The organism is Methylomonas sp. MS20 (assembly GCF_050275925.1).
Lineage (GTDB): Bacteria > Pseudomonadota > Gammaproteobacteria > Methylococcales > Methylomonadaceae > Methylomonas > Methylomonas koyamae_A.
On record NZ_CP189962.1, the window covers coordinates 2,249,406 to 2,266,805 of the forward strand.

At 55.6% G+C, this 17,400-nt stretch carries 18 protein-coding genes; 8 read left to right on the forward strand and 10 right to left on the reverse strand.

All coding sequences use genetic code 11. The annotated features are described in order from the left end of the window. Positions 1–109 precede the first annotated feature (109 nt). Both ACQE3D_RS09740 and ACQE3D_RS09745 read left to right on the forward strand, forming a co-directional pair. Positions 110–295 (forward strand): YceK/YidQ family lipoprotein, encoded by a 186-nt coding sequence (locus ACQE3D_RS09740; protein WP_313728136.1) that lies wholly within the window; start codon positions 110–112, stop codon positions 293–295. Continuing rightward, the gene (locus tag ACQE3D_RS09745) at positions 295–621 is read left to right on the forward strand and encodes a hypothetical protein (protein ID WP_313728135.1); all 327 of its coding nucleotides are present in this window, start codon (positions 295–297) and stop codon (positions 619–621) included. Before ACQE3D_RS09740 ends, ACQE3D_RS09745 begins: the two co-directional genes overlap by 1 nt. On the opposite strand, the gene ACQE3D_RS09750 is transcribed toward ACQE3D_RS09745, so the two are convergent. Together ACQE3D_RS09750 and ACQE3D_RS09755 are read right to left on the reverse strand one after the other, a co-directional pair. Beyond that, positions 618–1,127, reverse strand: coding sequence for a hypothetical protein (locus ACQE3D_RS09750; protein WP_313728134.1), 510 nt, complete (start codon positions 1,125–1,127; stop codon positions 618–620). The genes ACQE3D_RS09745 and ACQE3D_RS09750 overlap by 4 nt on opposite strands. Before the next feature lie 637 nt (positions 1,128–1,764). Next, entirely contained in the window at positions 1,765–3,408 is a 1,644-nt protein-coding gene (locus ACQE3D_RS09755) for a methyl-accepting chemotaxis protein (protein WP_071160698.1), read from the reverse strand. Positions 3,409–3,852: 444 nt separating this feature from the next. Between ACQE3D_RS09755 and ACQE3D_RS09760 the strand changes: the two genes are divergently transcribed. Beyond that, positions 3,853–4,167 (forward strand): HNH endonuclease, encoded by a 315-nt coding sequence (locus ACQE3D_RS09760; protein WP_427551694.1) that lies wholly within the window; start codon positions 3,853–3,855, stop codon positions 4,165–4,167. Positions 4,168–4,332: 165 nt separating this feature from the next. Here the strand turns inward: ACQE3D_RS09760 and ACQE3D_RS09765 are convergent, their stop codons facing one another. Continuing rightward, on the reverse strand, positions 4,333–4,830 hold the full coding sequence (locus ACQE3D_RS09765) for a DUF3016 domain-containing protein (RefSeq protein ID WP_313728133.1): 498 nt from the start codon (positions 4,828–4,830) through the stop codon (positions 4,333–4,335). Between the two features lie 740 nt (positions 4,831–5,570). On the opposite strand from ACQE3D_RS09765, the gene ACQE3D_RS09770 reads away from it, so the two are divergent. Further along, positions 5,571–6,665 carry an L-dopachrome tautomerase-related protein gene (locus ACQE3D_RS09770; protein ID WP_313728132.1) on the forward strand — a complete coding sequence of 365 codons (1,095 nt, stop codon included), beginning with the start codon at positions 5,571–5,573 and terminating at the stop codon, positions 6,663–6,665. A 165-nt stretch (positions 6,666–6,830) separates the two neighbouring features. Here the strand turns inward: ACQE3D_RS09770 and ACQE3D_RS09775 are convergent, their stop codons facing one another. Then, positions 6,831–7,766 carry a LysR family transcriptional regulator gene (locus ACQE3D_RS09775; RefSeq protein WP_313728131.1) on the reverse strand — a complete coding sequence of 312 codons (936 nt, stop codon included), beginning with the start codon at positions 7,764–7,766 and terminating at the stop codon, positions 6,831–6,833. Between the two features lie 556 nt (positions 7,767–8,322). On the opposite strand from ACQE3D_RS09775, the gene amoA reads away from it, so the two are divergent. The 4 genes from amoA (at position 8,323) to ACQE3D_RS09795 (ending at position 12,801) form a co-directional block, all read left to right on the forward strand. Beyond that, the gene (gene amoA / locus ACQE3D_RS09780; RefSeq protein ID WP_313728129.1) at positions 8,323–9,075 is read left to right on the forward strand and encodes a bacterial ammonia monooxygenase, subunit AmoA; all 753 of its coding nucleotides are present in this window, start codon (positions 8,323–8,325) and stop codon (positions 9,073–9,075) included. Between the two features lie 12 nt (positions 9,076–9,087). Continuing rightward, on the forward strand, positions 9,088–10,326 hold the full coding sequence (gene amoB, locus ACQE3D_RS09785; protein ID WP_313728128.1) for a bacterial ammonia monooxygenase, subunit AmoB: 1,239 nt from the start codon (positions 9,088–9,090) through the stop codon (positions 10,324–10,326). 16 nt (positions 10,327–10,342) lie between these two features. Next, positions 10,343–11,116, forward strand: coding sequence for a bacterial ammonia monooxygenase, subunit AmoC (gene amoC / locus ACQE3D_RS09790; protein ID WP_313728127.1), 774 nt, complete (start codon positions 10,343–10,345; stop codon positions 11,114–11,116). Between the two features lie 458 nt (positions 11,117–11,574). Further along, positions 11,575–12,801: an MFS transporter gene (locus tag ACQE3D_RS09795; protein WP_313728126.1), complete on the forward strand. Its 1,227-nt coding sequence runs from the start codon at positions 11,575–11,577 to the stop codon at positions 12,799–12,801. Between the two features lie 271 nt (positions 12,802–13,072). Here the strand turns inward: ACQE3D_RS09795 and ACQE3D_RS09800 are convergent, their stop codons facing one another. From ACQE3D_RS09800 to ACQE3D_RS09825, 6 genes are all read right to left on the reverse strand, one after another. Further along, a complete protein-coding gene (locus ACQE3D_RS09800; protein WP_064025579.1) occupies positions 13,073–13,537 on the reverse strand; it encodes a c-type cytochrome in 465 nt (154 codons plus the stop codon). 65 nt (positions 13,538–13,602) lie between these two features. Then, positions 13,603–14,310, reverse strand: a complete 708-nt coding sequence (locus tag ACQE3D_RS09805) for a cytochrome b/b6 domain-containing protein (protein ID WP_168030475.1) — start codon at positions 14,308–14,310, stop codon at positions 13,603–13,605. Positions 14,311–14,325: 15 nt separating this feature from the next. Beyond that, the gene (locus ACQE3D_RS09810) at positions 14,326–15,219 is read right to left on the reverse strand and encodes a dienelactone hydrolase family protein (RefSeq protein WP_313728125.1); all 894 of its coding nucleotides are present in this window, start codon (positions 15,217–15,219) and stop codon (positions 14,326–14,328) included. A 180-nt stretch (positions 15,220–15,399) separates the two neighbouring features. Further along, on the reverse strand, positions 15,400–15,813 hold the full coding sequence (locus ACQE3D_RS09815; RefSeq protein WP_064025585.1) for an ExbD/TolR family protein: 414 nt from the start codon (positions 15,811–15,813) through the stop codon (positions 15,400–15,402). Beyond that, positions 15,813–16,571, reverse strand: coding sequence for a MotA/TolQ/ExbB proton channel family protein (locus ACQE3D_RS09820; protein ID WP_064025587.1), 759 nt, complete (start codon positions 16,569–16,571; stop codon positions 15,813–15,815). The genes ACQE3D_RS09815 and ACQE3D_RS09820 overlap by 1 nt, the downstream gene beginning before the upstream one ends. Before the next feature lie 8 nt (positions 16,572–16,579). Then, complete coding sequence (locus tag ACQE3D_RS09825) at positions 16,580–17,392, reverse strand: energy transducer TonB (RefSeq protein ID WP_313728124.1); 813 nt, start codon at positions 17,390–17,392, stop codon at positions 16,580–16,582. Positions 17,393–17,400: the final 8 nt, after the last annotated feature.

Sequence of the window (17,400 nt, forward strand, 5' to 3'; positions counted from 1 at the left end):
CAAATAAAGGGCCAAGTTGATAACGTTCAAGAATATCGCCATAGGTGCAATTTGCATCCTAGGGCTGTCTGGATGCGCAACCTTCAAAAGTTTAAACGCCGAAGTTCCCTTGTATGAGCGCGTCTTCATCTACAGCGGAACCAGACTGAATTGGGCAGCGTTAGAAAACGACAATGCGACTATCCGAAAATTAAAGGCTGAAGCTCCACGCTATCCGCTGGTCGATCTGCCGTTCAGCTTTGCGATGGATTCCGTGTTTTTACCGTTAGCGATCAGTGCGGAGATTTTTCACTGATGGGCGATAAGACCGAAGCGTTTTGCCGGCAGACGCTCATCGTCTCCGGCCAAAATCCGCAAGCGCTGCCGCCCAGCCTGGATGTCAACGAAGCCGTGGCCGATTTTACCGCGCTGGATTTATTACGCCCGCGTCTGCATCGCTTGCGGGATTTGTTGAGTCGCGGCGAGGATACCGACATGGCCCTGGGCAGCGATATTTACAATTTTAGTTTGGATGCCTATGCCTCGTTAAAGATTGCCGGCAAGGGCGCCGCGTTGGAAACGCTGCGGCAAGCAATGTCGGTCCGTTTTAATCGCGGCGCTAAACCGAAAGCGGCTACTTAAGGACTGCCGATCGCCGAAAATCCTGCATTACGCGGCGAGCCCGGCCGGCCCGACTCGCCGCAAACCGTTTTAACCACGCCGCGACCGCTGATTGGGTATCGGGTTGGCCGCCGGAGCAGCGCTTTCAACGCGAATCCGGCAATTAACGCGGTTTCCAGTCTCGATCGCAACGCAAAAGGTCTATCCCGCAACACTAAAAGTGATTCTCGCAACGCTTCGAGCAATACACGCAAGGCTCCAAGCCTTGCGGGCAAGGCAAATAGTGATTCCCGCAATGCTAAAAGAGTTGCGCGCAACGCTCCGAGCAATAAACGCAAGGCTCCGAGCCTTGTGCGTAACACTAAAAGCTTTGCGGGCAAGGCAAAAAGTGATTCCCGCAACACTAAAAGAGTTGCGCGCAATTCTCCGAGCAATATACGCAAGGCTCCGAGCCTTGCGCATAACACTAAAAGCCTTGCGGGCAAGGCAAATAGTGATTCCCGTAATACCAAAAGAGTTGCGGGCAATTCTCCGAGCAATAAACCCAAGGCAAAAAGGGGGATGGATGGGGATTTTCACTTGCAGCGGCAAGTGTGTTGCCGTTCAGGCTTCGATAGGACGCTTGCATGTTCCGATCAAACCGCGAGCGATTCCAACTTCAAAACCGCCAGGTATTCCGGTCGCAAGGCGGCCGCCGGTTCCAACCCAAAGTCGGCCATCGATTCCGATGCCATTACGCTAGTAAAGAATGACGGCTTTTGGAAATGGCGAATTTCGGCGCTTAGCGAGCGAGCGCGGGGCGAGATTTGCACCCCGCCTCCAGAGGTTTTAGCAATCGCAAATTTCCCTGAACACACATTCTGAAACGTTATGAGCGGCAGTGAACCATCAGCGGCAATGTGCCGGTTCCCAATCTGGGCTTATTGGGGCGAATGTTTTCCGCAGCCCGAGGAACGGCAAAAATTCGATTCCAATTCTACTTTGTCAGATTTGTGCAAGATCGGCATGCCTGTCGGGAAACGGGCATTCGGTGCCATGATGGGTAGGCTTAAATCCGTCCATAGCGTCCGGATTCGCTCCGCGCTCTAACGGGTCCTGCGATCCAGGCCGGAATCACGAGGTTTATACAGTCTTCCGACAACGTAGAATTGGCGTCAGACCCTATCAGACCACGGTAAAGCCGGATACGATACTTTCCAAGTTGCGGGCCAACGCCGCCAATTCCTGAGCCGAGCGCGCGGCGCCGCCGGCGGTTCGACTATTTTCGGCGGCGCTATCGGCGATCAGTTTAATCCGGTGAGCCATTTCTCGGGTCGCGGCGGATTGCTCAGCTAGAATCCGAGTCATGTCGCCGATCGCTTCGGCCACTTGTTGGCTGCTATCGCGGATTTCCGAAATCGAGTCGGCGGCCTGGTTCGCCAAGTCAACGCCGTCGCCGACCCGACTGACGCCGGCTTCGATTTCCTTGGCCGCGCGTTGCGTGTTGACTTGGATTTTTCCGACCATATCGGTGATTTCCTGCGTTGAACTGGCCGTGCGTTTCGCCAACTCCCGGACCTCTTCGGCCACCACGGCAAAGCCGCGGCCTTGTTCGCCGGCGCGAGCGGCCTCGATCGCGGCATTTAGGGCCAGCATGTTGGTCTGATCGGCTATACCGCTAATGATGTTGACGATGCCGTAAATTTGTCGGGAAAAGTCTTCCAATTCCTGTATGGTCGTGGCAGTGGATTTGACCGCCGCCGCGACGTTCCCCATTTCGCTGGAGGTCTGATGTATGATGCGGCCGCTGGCGAGCGATAGGTTGCCGGACTCTTCGGCGATTTTATGCACCTGTTTGGCTTGCTGGCCGATTTGCTCAAAGGACACCGACAGTTGTTCTACCGCGCTGGTCATCATTTCCGACGATTCCGCCTCGACTATACTGGCGCGCTCGCTTTGAACCGCGGCGGTCGCCAGCGAGTCGGCGGATAAATTCAAGGTCTTAGTGTTATTGACGATGACGCCGATGATCTCCAACAACCGCAAACGCATGCTATCCAACGTTCTGACCAGTTGGGCAATTTCGTCGCCTCCGGTCGTATCGGATGTCTTGGTTAAATCGCCGGTTTGGATGCGCTCGGCAATCTCCACGCACTGCCGCAACGGCGTGGTAATTGAAATGGTCGCTATTCTTCCCAGCAATAATCCTAGGACTAACGCCGCGCCTATCAGCGCAATCAATATCAATTTACTTTCCGCGTCGGTGGCTTTGAGGTTTTGCAACGATAGTTTAACGTCGCCTTGAATCGCCGTTTCCAGCTTGTCGATTTCCTCGATAAAAGCGTCGAATGCCGCATCGAATTGGGCATCCAGTTGGTGAAACTCGGCCTCTCCCAGGTTTTGGCCCAAGGTCGCGTAGCGGTTTTCCAGTGCCGTACGTAAAGTCCGGAACTTTTCGTTTGAAATACTTAATTGGGCCAGCGTCGCGGGATTATCCACCGGGAAGTATTTGCCTTCGGCATTTTCGCCGCCCTTGCCGATCACGTTTAGGTACCATTCGGCCTGATCCATTTTACTCTTAACGACAGTTATGGATTCATTCGCATCGCCACCCATGATTTCTTCGAATTTCAAATGGGCCTCTGTCGCGAGCAATTTGGATTCCATTACCGCATCGACCAAGGGTGCGGCGGATTCGCCGACGTAAATCCCGGTATTACCTACCTTGTCGACAAAGTAAATGCCGAACAGCCCGGTGGCCAAGGTAATCAGGGTGCTTACCAAAAATGCGCCGGTTAGCCGTGTGCCGATACCGATATTCTGAAACATATTCACCTCTAACTAACACGCTTTGCAATTAGTATTGCCGATAAACGGAATTTGCCAATGATAAGCGGGTGATTTCCTTGGATTTACGCCACCCACTCGGCATCGCCGCTGGAGTTTGGCTGATAGCCCTAGCCTAGTGGAATAGACGCTAGAATTGAGGCGAAGTCAGGGCAAGCGGTTTCGCATATGCCCAACTTCTGTTTAACACGCCAACCTGGGGAGCAAGTATGAGTACGACAATCTCTCCAATACCGCTGGCCGAGCATGGTGGAGGCAATTGAGGGCTTTTGGCCGGATTTTTTGCCGAAACTGTTGGAAGCCGCAACAGCTCGTGCCTGGTCCGGGCTGGAGAACAGCTTAGCCGAGAATTGACAAACCACCGTCAGACATGGCCGGTTCCGGGCGTTGCATGTCGTGCTTGGAGTCAACGAATCGGATCGAGAAATGGCAAATAATTGGAACATACCCGCTTGGCTGGAAGCGGAAGTCAGAGCAAGAGACAAGACTTGTGTTTACTGCGGCATTGAATTTACACCGGCCAAGGTGTCTTATAAATCCGCGGCCAGCTGGGAACACATCGTTAACGATGCGACGATTGTCACCAGAGAAAATATCATTCTTTGTTGCCGTGGCTGCAATGCCAGCAAGGGACCGAAGAGGCTGTCCGTATGGTTGCAGTCTAAATATCGCACGGAGCGAGGTATCACGTCGGCTTCGGTGAGTCCAATAGTCCAACAGGTAATTGCCAATGGTCAATAAGGCCACGGGTTACCCGGCGCTCAAAGGACGCTCCCCTCGGTTGTTTACCCTTGGCTTTGAGGTGGGTCGTTTGCGAAATCCGATGAATCTTATCCTTGAACTTACCGGAGTGCGGGCGGTACCGTTTGAGCAATTGTCGCCTCCACGAAGCGCTCAACAGCGGTGTTAACGTTTTCCAAAGCTATCGGCGAACCATCGATCCAGCATCGCCTTTTCGTAACGCAAGGGATCGTTGTTTGGGTAGCGTGCCGAGTCCTGTAGCATCAGGTAATTCAGATCGCTGATCTGTTCCTGCTTCTCGGCTTTGATTTGGCCGTCCGGGCCGTACCAGCGGTAGTTCAATTTGATGCGCGGATAGTATAGGTCGCGGATGAAGCGGGTATTGGTGGCATTGGGCGTTTGCCAGGGTTCGAAGGCGCCGGCCATGTCGATGTCCTCGACCGCCAAATCCAGGCTGTCACCGGCCGGCAAATATTGCCCCGCCAATTTGCGAAAATGCGTTTCGAATTGCTGGAGTAAATCCGCCTGTACTCTTGGGGTAGCGGCGCCGGACAGGGCCAAGTCGGTGTAATGCTCGACATTCTCGAAGCGGATGCCGACGTCCGCGAACGCCGTATGGGTAAGGACCAGCATCGGTAGTGTCAGGAAGGTCAGTTTTGGCATGGAATTCCCCCGTCATATTGCGGTTATCGTAGCGCCGCCGCACACATGATTCACCCGGCCCTTAAATACCGCTCGCCTGTCGAAGGGCTGGCCAGCCTGGGCTTCGGCCAGCTCGGCCTGAACGGAATACCCGTAATAAATAGGACCGGGTTAATAGGCCAATGTGCCTATCGGTTGCTACTTGCGCGATATCGACCCGGAAATCCGATAAAAATTTCGTCGATGCGCAAATCCAGCCGGGAATTAGCGTTCTAAAGCCGAATAGCAATGTCCGCGCGGCTGGTTGGTTGGAACACGCTAGTCAGTCGCCGGAAACTTAAAACAGCCGGCTTCCGCCCGATCATGACCGCCACCAAATGGGCGGGGGCTTGGCAAGGCCATCGTCATAATACCCAAGAGTATTGGCATGCCGGGGTTGGAAATCAACACGCTCCATGGTTTCGATCTGAGCCGAGTCACGCAAGAGTTGGTTGGGCTGGCAATCGGCCACTTTGGGACATTCGAATATTTCAGCGAATTTCGGCAGTAACGCCTGAATCTCACAGGTTAACCCGTACGCTGGAACAAACCGGAGGGAATTCTTATCCCGAACTGATCGAATGAAAGCACGGTTTTGGCAAGATTAAATACTCAAATCATCATCAATGTATTGAATGATGCGTGATTAAATTATGTCATTTAACAGTGGTTTAACGATCCAGTATGGTGTTGTCCAACCCAACAACATACCGGAGAGGGTAGTGAATCTTGTAACTCTATTTTGCGCGGCCATGGTGTTTGCGACCAGCGACGCCTTGGCTGACGGCAACTCAAATTTCGAGGTGTTCGCCAACCTCGATACCGGGCCGGGCAATGTCACGGCAACAGCCAGCGGCCGGGTCATCATGAGCCAACATCAGTTTTATCATCCGCAGTACACCGTGGTGGAATACAAGGATCAGACCTTGCTGCCTTTTCCGAATAAGGATCTGTCCGCGGCCGATTCAACCGCGCCTATCAAGCTCGACTCGGTGCTGGGTATCCGCTCCGACAGCAACGGTATCGTCTGGATGCTGGACAACGGCATGCGCAGCGGCGTGACGCCCAAATTGGTCGGCTGGAATACCAAAACCAACAAGCTCCAGCGCTTGATTTATTTACCCGCACCGATCGCACCCAAGGATGCGTTCGTCAACGACTTTGCGTTGGATGCTAACCACAATCATGCCTTCATCAGCGATCCGGCGGGTGGCGCCAACGCCGCCTTGATCGTAGTCAACTTGTCTACCGGCGCCGCTCGGCGGGTGCTGGAAGGTCATAAAAGTGTGGTGCCGGAAAACATCGATTTAGTCATCGACAATGTACCGATTCAGGTGAAAACCGCGTCGGGCGAATTGGTGAAACCGCATATTGGCGTGAATCCCATTACCGAGGATTTAGCCAACGAATGGGTTTATTTCGGGCCGATGCACGGCCTTAGTCTTTACCGGATTAAAGCGGCGGATTTGGTCAATGAGTCGTTAATGCCGCAAGAACTTGCACAGCGGGTTGAACGCTATAGCGACAAACCGATCTCGGACGGCATCAGCATTGATGAGAACAACAATATTTATCTAGGCGATCTGGCCAATAATGCGATTGGCGTGATCGCGCCTAACCGACAATACCGGCAATTGGCGCAATGCCCAAGATTGTCTTGGGTCGATTCCTTCAGTTTTGGCGCTAACGGACAACTCTTTGCCGTGGTGAATCGCTTACATCGTTCGGCCACACTGAACGGCGGCGACAATCAATCCAAACCGCCGTACTTTTTGTTGAAGGTAAAGTCCTTGGCCGCAGGCCTACCAGGACGCTAAAGATTGGCTATGTTAGCGTTAATAGTTGAATGAGATCGAAGCCGTCATCCCGGCATGGATTGCCGGGATCCATGGCACAAGGATGTGTTGAAACTTCGCCGTCCGTGGCTTCTGGGCCCCGGCAATCCATGCCGGGGCGACGCCAACTACTAACGCGAACATAGCCTAAAGATTGATTTGGGATGTGCTTATTTCCCGGCCTATGCTACTGATTTGCTCGCGCAACCAGCCATGGGCCGGGTCTTTTTCCCACAACGGATGCCAAATCATCGCCAAATCGTAGTCCGGCAAACTCACCGGCACCGGCAAAACTTGCAGTGGCACCAGTTTCTGAAAGGCGATGGCCAAACGATAGGGTAAGGACAAAATCATATTGGACTGGGCCACGATCAAGGGTGCCGATAAAAAATGCGGCACGATGAAATTAATCCGGCGCTCCAAGCCCAACTCAGTCAATTTCTCGTCTATCACTCCCAATTTATCGCCGGTTCTGGAGATCAGCATGTGCGTGGCCGCCAAATACGCCTCCAGCGACGGTGCCGCTTTTATGCTGGGGTGATCCTGCCTAACCACGCAAGCCATCCGATCCATGAATAAATGTTCGCAGTGCAAATGCGCGGGCGGGTTCAGTACCGAAGCAAAACCCAACACCACATCCAGACTGCCGTTTTCCAACTGCGCCAACGGAAAAGCAGATTCCGTGCGTTTGACATGAATATCCACGCCCGGTGCCGACTGCTCAATCGATTGCGACAACTCGGGCAAGATCAAAAACTCCATGTAATCGGTCGCGGCGATAGTGAAACGGCGCTGACTGGATGCCGGATCGAAGGCTTGCGGCGCCTCGAGCAAACGTTCCATTTCCTGCAAAAGGCTACGTACCGGCTCCACCAATGCCAGCGCCAATGCCGTCGGCTGCATGCCGGCGGGCGACTTAACCAAGACCGGATCGTTCAATTGCTGGCGCAAGCGATGCAAGGTATGGCTCATTGCCGACTGGGTGACGAACATACATTCCGCCGCGCGGGTGACATTGCGCTCGCGCATCAATATGTCGAAAGCCAGCAGCAGGTTTAAGTCGAAAGTGCGCAGATTGGCCATGCGGATGTTCCTCAATGAATTCTAAGGATATCGTTGAAAATAACTTCCCGCAGGCCGGGTACATCGTTCCCAGGCTTCGCGTGGGAATGTAACCTGAACCGCTCTGCGGTTCGGGACGCTAGAGCATCCCAGAGCAGGTTCCCTCGCAGAGCATTGCTGCCACTAAGTTAAGAATAAACACGTCGTTCCGGCAGGGATTGCCGGAACCCAGAAGCCAAGGACGGCGAAGGCCTTTCACATCCTTGTGAACTGGATACCGGCAATCCATGCCGGTATGACGGCTTAACTTAATGGCAGTGACGCAGAGCAGGGGAACCATCAGTGAAGTCGGCTGCATACTAAACAAAATCGCTGCTGGCCAGCATGAACAGTCTTGATGATAACGGATGAAATTTGACCATTTCACAGCTCATCAAATTCTCCCTACCTTATATCGCGAGCGTGTCGTTCAACCTATATGACGTTACTCCCCCAAGGGTAGCTTTCGGTTGGCGACACGCCCAGTTTCGATGGCTATCGCCGTCATTTACTACAAAACGTTACGGGGGAAGCACACATGTCCGCACAAATTCCTATTTCAACATTCAAACCTTATCGGGGCGAAAAAGCCCGCTTGGCAAGAGCCTACGACTATTTGATACTGGTCCTGGCTTTATTTCTGTTCATCGGCTCATTTCATCTACATTTTGCCCTGACTGTCGGCGACTGGGACTTCTGGATCGACTGGAAGGACAGGCAATGGTGGCCATTGGTCACGCCGCTGATCGGCATTACCTTTCCAGCCGCCGTACAGGCGGTGTTGTGGGATAAATTCCGTTTACCGTTGGGCGCCACTCTGTGCGTAGCGGCCCTATTGATCGGTACCTGGGTAACCCGGGTATTTGCTTACCACTACTGGAACTATTTCCCCATCAACATGGTGTTGCCGGCGACGATGATTCCGGGCGCGTTGGTATTGGATACCTTGTTGATGCTCACCAATAGCCTGACCATCACCTCGATTTTTGGCGGCGGCGCGTTTGCCTTGTTGTTTTACCCGACCAACTGGCCGATCTTCGGCATGTTCCACCAAGCTGTCGAATACCACAACAGCCAGCTGACTGTCGCCGATTTATTCGGTTTTCAATATATCCGCACTGGCATGCCGGAATACTTGCGCATCATCGAGCGCGGCACCTTGCGCACCTATGGCCAGTACGCCACACCGTTGGCGGCATTTTGTTCGGCGTTGTTGTGCTCGTTGATGTATCCGCTGTGGTGGTACATCGGCAAATGGTTCGCCAATACCAGCTATCTGAAAAAAATCTGAGGAGGAACGGTCATGAAATCACTTATTAAACCTTGGCTGTTGGCAGTGCTGTGCATCAATGTATTGTCGGTATTGACTGTACCTACCGCGCAGGCCCATGGCGAAAAAGCCCTGGAGCCGTTCATTCGCATGCGCACCATCCAGTGGTATGACGTGCAATGGTCCACGCAAACATTCAACGTCAACGATGAAGTCAGCGTCAGCGGCAAGTTTCATGTCGCCGAAGACTGGCCGATCAGTGTGCCGAAACCGGAAGCCAGCTTCTTGAATATCTCCACCCCAGGACCGGTGCTGATTCGTACCGAGCGCTACCTGAACGGTAAGCCTTGGACCAACTCGGTGGCCCTGGAGCCGGGCGGCGACTACGAGTTCAAGGTGGTCATGAAAGGCCGTTTGCCGGGCCGTTATCACATCCATCCGTTTTTTAATTTAAAAGACGCTGGTCAGGTGATGGGCCCAGGGGTGTGGCTGGAAATCGGCGGCGATCCCGGCGATTTCACCAATACCATTCAAACCATCAACGGTGAATTGATCGACATGGAAAGCTTCGGCTTTGCCAATGGGGTGTTTTGGCATCTGTTCTGGGGCGCGTTGGCGGCTGCCTGGTTGCTGTGGTGGGTGCGTCGGCCCTTGTTCATCAGCCGCTACCGCATGCTCGATGCCGGTTTGGAACACGAACTGATCACCGCTCAGGACAAAACCATCGCCAAGGCGGTGTTAGTCGGCGCGCCGGTTTTGGTGTTGGCGCTGAATGTCGTCACCGCCAACCAGTATCCGGACGCCATCCCATTGCAAGCGGGCTTGGATCGAATTTTGCCTCTGCCGGCTCAAGTGAATGCCGGGATAGTCAATGTCGACACGCTAAAAGCGGAATACAACGTGGCTCAGCGCGCCATGGTGTTACAGGTCAGCGTCGACAATCGCAGCCAAGGGGCGGTCAGGATAGGCGAGTTTTCGAGCTCCAACGTGCATTTCATGAATGCCGACTTAGCCAATCTGCACAGCAAGCCCGGCAAGGATGACGTCAGCAATAACGGCCTGAGCCTGGATGACAACGCGCCTATCGCCCCCGGCGAACAACGCACCGTCACCGTAGAAGTGCGCGATGCGGCCTGGGAGTCGCAAAAGCTGGACGGGCTGATCAAAGACGCGGATAGCCGAGTAGGTGGTTTGCTGTTTCTTTACGACGACGTGATGGGAAAACGCTATATCTCCAGTATTTCCGCTGCCGTCATTCCCAAATTCAATTAATTCAGGAGCACACAGCATGGCTACCACGACAGAACACGTGCGCTTAAGCAGCGAAAATCCCAAATCATTGCCTTGGTATTTGCTTGACTTACCCAAATATTTAAAGGGCTTTGGCTTTTTAACCGTTATGTACATCAGTTTACGATTGTATCAGGGCGCTTTTGCGATAGAACACGGTTTGGATTCCACGGAACCAGCGTTCGAACAATACTGGATGCGGCTGTTTTATATCGAACTGGCGGTGATTGCTGCCGTCGCCAGCGGCTTTTGGGGTTACTTATGGACCACGCGCGACCGGAACCTGGATCAATTGGCACCCAAGGAAGAGATACGCCGCTATTTCACGTTGACGATGTGGATCAGCATATACACCTTTGCGGTGTACTGGGCGGGCAGCTATTTTGCCGAACAGGATAATTCCTGGCACCAGGTGGCGATTCGCGATACGCCGTTTACCGCTAACCACATCATCGAGTTCTATTTCAACTTCCCGCTGTACGTGATTTTGGGTGGTTGTGCCTGGCTGTACGCTAGAACCCGCTTGCCCTTGTATGCCAAAGGCATCTCGTTGCCGTTGACCTTGGCGGTGTTCGGACCCTTCATGATCTTGGTCAGCGTCGGCTTCAACGAATGGGGGCATACCTTCTGGTTTAGAGAGGAATTCTTCGCCGCACCGATTCATTGGGGCTTTGTGATTGGGGTTTGGTTTGCGTTGGGCGTCGGCGGCATTTTGCTGCAAGGCGTGACTCGGCTGATCGAACTGATGGATAGAATCGAAGACGCCGAATAGGGCTGCTTTGGGATGCAGCCGGCATGAAAAGCCCATCATGACAAGGCTGCCGTACCCAAGGTAGGTCGGGCTGAATGCAATGGGTGCGGTTCAAATTGATGTGAAAAATCAAAAAACCGCGAAGCGAAAAAAGCCGAAGGCTGGTTTTAATCCCCTCATACCGCCCCGAGCATCGCAGCCGTTGACGAGAAATTGCCCGCAGGGGCGCGGCATGGATGCCGCGCGTTTTTCGCAAGGGCTGGGATGCCCTTTCGAAAAACCCTCGCCAAAGGCGAGAAGCGCAGGATTAAGGCGGTATGCGGGGCGGCCTTTTCTTTGGTTTCTTTCTTTTGGCCGAGCAAAAGAAAGAAACTCGGCTGTCGGGCCGAGACCCGACTTTTAAAGTAGTCTCGCGAAGCGTTTCCATACCTTACTAATCAACCCACAAGACCATGTTTCAGTCCAAGTCCGATATCACCATGTCAAAGAGTTACACCGATTCAGTTCACTATGCCTGGGTCGTACTCACGGTGACGTTTCTGTGCTTGTTTATGGCATCGGCACTGCGCTCTGTTCCAGGGATCATCATGCTGTCCCTGGAACAGGAGTTTGCCTGGAACCGGGAAACCATTAGCGGCGCGATTTCGCTCAACCTGCTGTTATTTGGTCTTGCCGGTCCCTTTCTAGGCCGATTGATGGATGTCTACGGCGCTAAACGGATCAGCGTTATCACCTTGATTTTGTCGGTCGCGGGTGCCGGCGGCAGCGTTTTTATCCAGGAGTCCTGGCAACTGTATTTACTTTGGGGATTGCTGATTGGCGCGGGTTCGGGCGGCACTTCCATGATTATGGGGTCGGCGCTGATCAATCGCTGGTTTCATAAACACCGGGGGCTGGCATTAGGCATATTGGGGGCTGCCTTTTCCTCCGGCCAATTAGTGTTCACACCGGTCCTCATGCAGATCAATGTGCATGAAGGCTGGCGTGCGGCGACGCTGTTTATCGCCGTGGGCTTAAGCCTGGTGGCTTTGCCGTTGGTGCTGAAATTTTTAAGAGACGATCCCGAATCCAAAGGTCTGTCGGCCTATGGCTACCATGGCGTTCATCGAATAGTGCTAAAGCCCGATCGTAATCCCATGCGTTCGGCCATGCGCAGTCCGCAATTCTGGTTATTAGCTTCGAGTTTCGGCATTTGTGGTTTAACTACCTCCGGGCTTTTTCAGACGCATTTGATTCCGCACGGCATCGAGCACGGCTTCACCGAAATGACCATGGCGATGTCCTTAGGCGTCATGGGCGCGGCCGATGTGTTCGGCACCATTTTATCCGGATGGTTATGCGACCGGTACGGCAAGCGCTGGCCGCTGGCGTTTTATTACGTCGTCAGAGGCGCAACGCTGATAGTGCTGCCCAGCATCGAAAGCACCGGACAATTAATGCTGTTCTCGATTATATACGGCATGAATTGGTTGTCGACCATTCCCGCCACCTCGGCCTTGACCGCCGATTTGTTTGGAAAACAAAATGTCGGCGTGGTGTTCGGCTGGATTTGCTTCGCGCATCAAATCGGAGCAGCGATTGCTGCCTACAGTGCCGGCTACGTTCATAGTCTGATGGGTGACTACCACCTGGCTTTTGTGGCATCAGGCCTGTTTGCTTTTGTCGCAACCGGTATCGTTGTTTTTATAAAAGAACCCAGCGGCTAAAAATGAAAATATTGCTGACATAGGCTCAAATAAGATGACTGGCAGCAAGGCTCGTAACAAGACGCTCAAGTGCTGTTGCGATTTCCCGCCGGCGGTTGGTGTTTCTTGTAAGCGAGCGTTTAAAACGATGGTGGAGAGGCGGGGACGGGTTAGATGGAGCAATGCGGGCGGATCGGACGGTGCCATCGTTCGAGGGTGGCGGGCGGCCGACCCTCGAATGCAAATAGCCCGGAAAGCCGCCCGTCTGGGCTGATTTCCGGGCGAGGCGGTTTTATTCTCTAACCCGGATCAAGTCGTGGCAACTTTTGCACGACGCGCCGAGTTTACCGAATTGCGCTTTGATATCCGCAACATCGCCGTCGTCGGCGACCTTTTGCAATTCGTTGGCTTCCTTAATAAAAGTGGCTTCCAGTTCTTTGACTTCCGCTTGTTTTTGAAAATATTCCGGCTTCAGACGGGTGGGTTTCCAGCCGGTGCCTTGATCGGTGCCGGGGCCGTACAACTGTTCCAGAATGCCGGAATTGGCGGCGGCCGCGATGGCGTTGGCGGCGGCTATCACTTGATCTTTGTTGAAGGTTTCCGGGTGATCGACGGCCTGAGCCTTGATTTTCGCGGTGTTCCAGCCCAGGAAGGAATAGGCGGATTGGCGGAAACGGATTTGTTCTTCTATCGGCCCGGCCAGTGCCGCCGTGGTGACGGCGCTCAGCGCCAGTGCGATAGCCAGTTGGGATTTCATGCGTTGCTCCTATGGGTGATAAAAACTCGGTGTGGGGTTTCGTTCGGTGAAGCCGGGCCTGCGCCTCAGCGGCCGCCGGCTTGCGCCGACCGTACGCCGGCCAACGGCGGCAAATAGCGCAAGGGGTCGCCGCCCCAGACGCTCCAGACCACGGTGGCGGCGATCAGCAAACTGGCGGTCAGCCGCAAGACGCCGGCCGGCCGTGCGTCGGCCGGGGCCAGCGAGCGGGGCAGGCGCTTCTTACCGGTCAACATCGGCACGACCAGATCGGCTTTTTTGACGCGTTGGTAAAACGCAATCGCCGCGACGTGGGCGCCGACTAAAAACAGCAGGACGTTAACGCTACGGATATGCCAGCCGCTGAGTTTGTCGCTGAAATCCTTATCGATCAGATCGAACAGCGGGCCTTCGAAAGCGATGTCGTCGTTGGCAAACAAGCCGGTGCCGACCAGCAGCGTCAACACCGTCAGCAACGCGAACACCGCCAGCGCGCCGGCCGGATTGTGGCCGACGCCTTGCCAGTCGCCCCGGACATAAGCCAGCAAGCGGGACAGCGTCGGGAAAAAGTTGACGAAGCGGGCATGGGTATTGCCGACGAAGCCCCAGAGCAGGCGGAACACCACCAGGCCGAGGGTCAGGCTGCCGAAGCGGCCGTGCCAGTCGGTCCATTCGCCGCCGGCCTTGCCGGTCAAATAGGCACCGGTGACCGCCAATACCAACAGCCAATGAAACAGCCGTAATGGCCAATCCCAGACATGTACTTCCACTTTCACGGTAACCTCCGCGCGTTAGCTGTCGCGTAAATAAGCGTTGAAGAAGGCGACGGTCCGGTCCCAGGCCAATTTGGCGGTGCCGGCGTCGTAACGCGGCGTCGTGTCGTTGTTGAAACCGTGCTGGACGCCGGCATAGGTATGGGCTTCGTAATTGGTGCCGGCCTTTTGCAGGGCCGCTTCGAAGGCCGGCCAACCGGCGTTGATGCGGTCGTCGACGCCCGCGTAATGAATCAGCAAGGCGGCCTTGATCTTGGCGACATCCTCGGCCGGCGGCTGGGCGCCGTAGAACGGCACGCCGGCGGCCAAGTCGGGCAGGCGGGTCGCCAGGAAGTTGACGATGCCGCCGCCGTAACAAAACCCGACCGCGCCGAGCTTGCCGTTGCCGCCCGGCAGCTTTTTCAGCGCTTGCGCGGCGGCCAGAAAATCGTTTTGGGTTTTGGCTTTCTCCAGTTTCTGGAACAGTTCCCTGGCCTTGTCTTCGTCGCCCGGATAGCCGCCCAGCGTGAACAGCGCGTCGGGCGCGAAGGCAATGAAGTTATCCAGCGCCAGCCGGCGGGCGATATCTTCGATATGCGGGTTCAGCCCGCGATTTTCGTGGATGACCAACACCACCGGCAGTTTGCCCTTGGCGTTGGCCGGTTGCGCCAGATACCCGCGCACCTTGCCGTTGCCCTGCGGCGACGGGTATTCCAGGTAACTGGTTTTGATGCGCGGATCGTTGCCGGCCACCTGCTGGGCTTGGGCGAAGCGCGGGTTCAGCGCATCCAGCAAGGCCTCGGCGGTCAGGCCGAGCAGGGCGTATTTGGGGACCGAGGACAGGAACTCGCGGCGGGAAATATCGCCGTGGACGTATTCGTCGAATTTTTTCAAGGCTTCCGGGTGGAAGTCGTTGGCGGTTTGGCGCGCCATGCAGCGTCTCCTAAAAAACAAAAGCCATCCTGGCGCCGGCCCAATGTCGTTAAGTTAAGCCGTTCGTGGTGAGCTTGTCGAACCATGAACGGCTTAACCATTCGCCCTTCGACAAGCTCAGGACGAACGGTCAATCCTTAACTTAACGGCATTGAGCGCCGGCCGGGATGGGAGGTACGGTTATTGGGGAGCGGTCAGTACCGCCAGTTTGGTGACGCCGGCCCGTTCGATGGCGGCCATCACCTTGGCGACGATGCCGTATTGCACGCCGTCGTCGGCATTCAGGTTCAGAGCCAGTTCCGGATCGGCACCCTTGCGGTTTTTCAATTCGGTTTCGACCGCATCGACCGCGTATTCCTGTTTGTCGATGAAGACTTTGCCGGTGGCGTCCACGCTCAGGTAGACGGCGGCTTTTTCCTCGGGCGGCGCGGTTTCGGCGGTCTTGGGCAGATTCACGTGGACCGCGTTGGTCAACAGCGGGGCGGTGACGATGAACACCACCAGCAGTACCAGCATCACGTCCACCAGCGGGGTGACGTTGATTTCGCCCATGACGTCGTCGTCGCCGCCGTTGTCTTTGGTATTGATGGCCATCAGGCGTGCGCCTCCTTCGCGATTAAGTCTTCATGAGCGGCATCGCGGGTTTTTTTGCCGCCGCCGATTTCAGTCAGTTTGGCGGGCTTCGCGGCGCTGGCGCGCTCGATGACGAAGGCGTTTTTCAGGGCCAGATGCACGAAGTCGATCGCGAAGTCGTCCAGGAAGGCCCAGATCACTTTGTTGCGGCGAATGAAGAAGTTGTAGCCGACCACCGCCGGTACCGCGACCGCGATACCGACCGCCGTGGCCACCAAGGCCTCGCCGATCGGGCCGGCGACCACTTCCAGACTGGCCGAGCCGCTTTTGCTGATGTTGGTCAGCGCGCCCATGATGCCCCACACCGTGCCGAACAGTCCGACGAAGGGCGAGATGCTGCCGATGGTGGCCAGCACGGCCAGGCCGCTTTCCAACGAGCCGCGCTCTTTTTGCATTTGCTGGCGCAGACGCCGATCCAGCAACTCCTGACGATCCCAGGTATGTTCCAAATCGTGGGTCGAGGCGCCGCTGTCGGTTTCGATCAAGGTCGAAAATCCGATGCCCGCCACGCGGGCCGCCGGACCTTGCTGGTCCTGCAATTGGGCGGCGGCCTGAATGTCCGGCGCGCCCCAGAAGCGCTTGCTGAAATTGCGGTTATGGTAGGAAATCCGGATGTGCTGGATGCCCTTGATCAGGATCAGCGCCCAGGTGATCGCGGAAGCGCCGATCAGAGTGTTTAGTGTGCCGTCGACGATGACGGTGGTAGCGATATCGGACATGAAGTACCTCAAGATAAGTTAAAAGTAATCGGAACGGTCACGTAGCCGGCGACCGGCGTCTCGCCGCGCTTGGCCGGCACGAAGGACCATTTGGAAACGGTTTTGACCGCCGCGTCGTCCAGTACCGCTTGGCCGCTGGATTTGACGACGCTGACGCTATCCGGCTTGCCGTTGGGTTGAACGTGGACCTTCATCAGCACTTTGCCTTCCCAACCGCGCTCCTGAGCGATTTCCGGGTATTCGGGCGGCGGGTTGTTCAGGTAGTCGGCGCCGGCCGTCGGCGGCGTGATCTTTTCCTCGACCACCGGCGCCGGCGGTGCCGGTGGAGCAGGAGTCGGCGCGGCGTCGACGATAGGCGCCGGCGTCGGATCGGGTACCGGCGCTTGCTCGACGACCGGCTTCAACACCGGCTTGGGTTTTTCCTTGGGCGGCTTGAGCGGCACGACCTTGGGCTTGGGCGGCGGCGCTTGCACGATCGGCGGCGGCACCACCGGGCGCGGCCGGCTCAAGGTAATTTGCACCTTGGGTTCCGGTTTGGGCGGTTCCACGAAATCCTGCTCCAGCGACGCGCCGCGAAATTGATCCATCGCCGCGCAGTGAATCAGCACCGACAGCACGCCCAGCAAGACATAGTCGAACCATTTGTGGTCGCTGCTCGCGCTACGGTATTGAAAGCCTTGCAAGGCGCCGGCTAGCGGATTCAGCGCCAGCTCGCCGGCCGCCGCGCCGGTCGGCTCCAGCGGTAACAAACCGCCGGCCTGCCAGTTCGACCCGGCCGCGAGCGGCTGGAAATGGTGGCGTGTCGCGAAAAGATTGCTCATGTCGATAT

Excerpts from the sequence above, each read along its gene's own strand:
- ACQE3D_RS09745 (WP_313728135.1), top strand. The coding sequence starts at position 295 with ATGGGCGATAAGACCGAAGCGTTTTGCCGGCAGACGCTCATCGTCTCC.
- ACQE3D_RS09755 (WP_071160698.1), bottom strand. The coding sequence starts at position 3,408 with ATGTTTCAGAATATCGGTATCGGCACACGGCTAACCGGCGCATTTTTG.
- ACQE3D_RS09760 (WP_427551694.1), top strand. The coding sequence starts at position 3,853 with ATGGCAAATAATTGGAACATACCCGCTTGGCTGGAAGCGGAAGTCAGA.
- ACQE3D_RS09765 (WP_313728133.1), bottom strand. The coding sequence starts at position 4,830 with ATGCCAAAACTGACCTTCCTGACACTACCGATGCTGGTCCTTACCCAT.
- ACQE3D_RS09775 (WP_313728131.1), bottom strand. The coding sequence starts at position 7,766 with ATGGCCAATCTGCGCACTTTCGACTTAAACCTGCTGCTGGCTTTCGAC.
- amoA (WP_313728129.1), top strand. The coding sequence starts at position 8,323 with ATGTCCGCACAAATTCCTATTTCAACATTCAAACCTTATCGGGGCGAA.
- amoB (WP_313728128.1), top strand. The coding sequence starts at position 9,088 with ATGAAATCACTTATTAAACCTTGGCTGTTGGCAGTGCTGTGCATCAAT.
- amoC (WP_313728127.1), top strand. The coding sequence starts at position 10,343 with ATGGCTACCACGACAGAACACGTGCGCTTAAGCAGCGAAAATCCCAAA.
- ACQE3D_RS09795 (WP_313728126.1), top strand. The coding sequence starts at position 11,575 with ATGTCAAAGAGTTACACCGATTCAGTTCACTATGCCTGGGTCGTACTC.
- ACQE3D_RS09800 (WP_064025579.1), bottom strand. The coding sequence starts at position 13,537 with ATGAAATCCCAACTGGCTATCGCACTGGCGCTGAGCGCCGTCACCACG.
- ACQE3D_RS09810 (WP_313728125.1), bottom strand. The coding sequence starts at position 15,219 with ATGGCGCGCCAAACCGCCAACGACTTCCACCCGGAAGCCTTGAAAAAA.
- ACQE3D_RS09815 (WP_064025585.1), bottom strand. The coding sequence starts at position 15,813 with ATGGCCATCAATACCAAAGACAACGGCGGCGACGACGACGTCATGGGC.
- ACQE3D_RS09820 (WP_064025587.1), bottom strand. The coding sequence starts at position 16,571 with ATGTCCGATATCGCTACCACCGTCATCGTCGACGGCACACTAAACACT.
- ACQE3D_RS09825 (WP_313728124.1), bottom strand. The coding sequence starts at position 17,392 with ATGAGCAATCTTTTCGCGACACGCCACCATTTCCAGCCGCTCGCGGCC.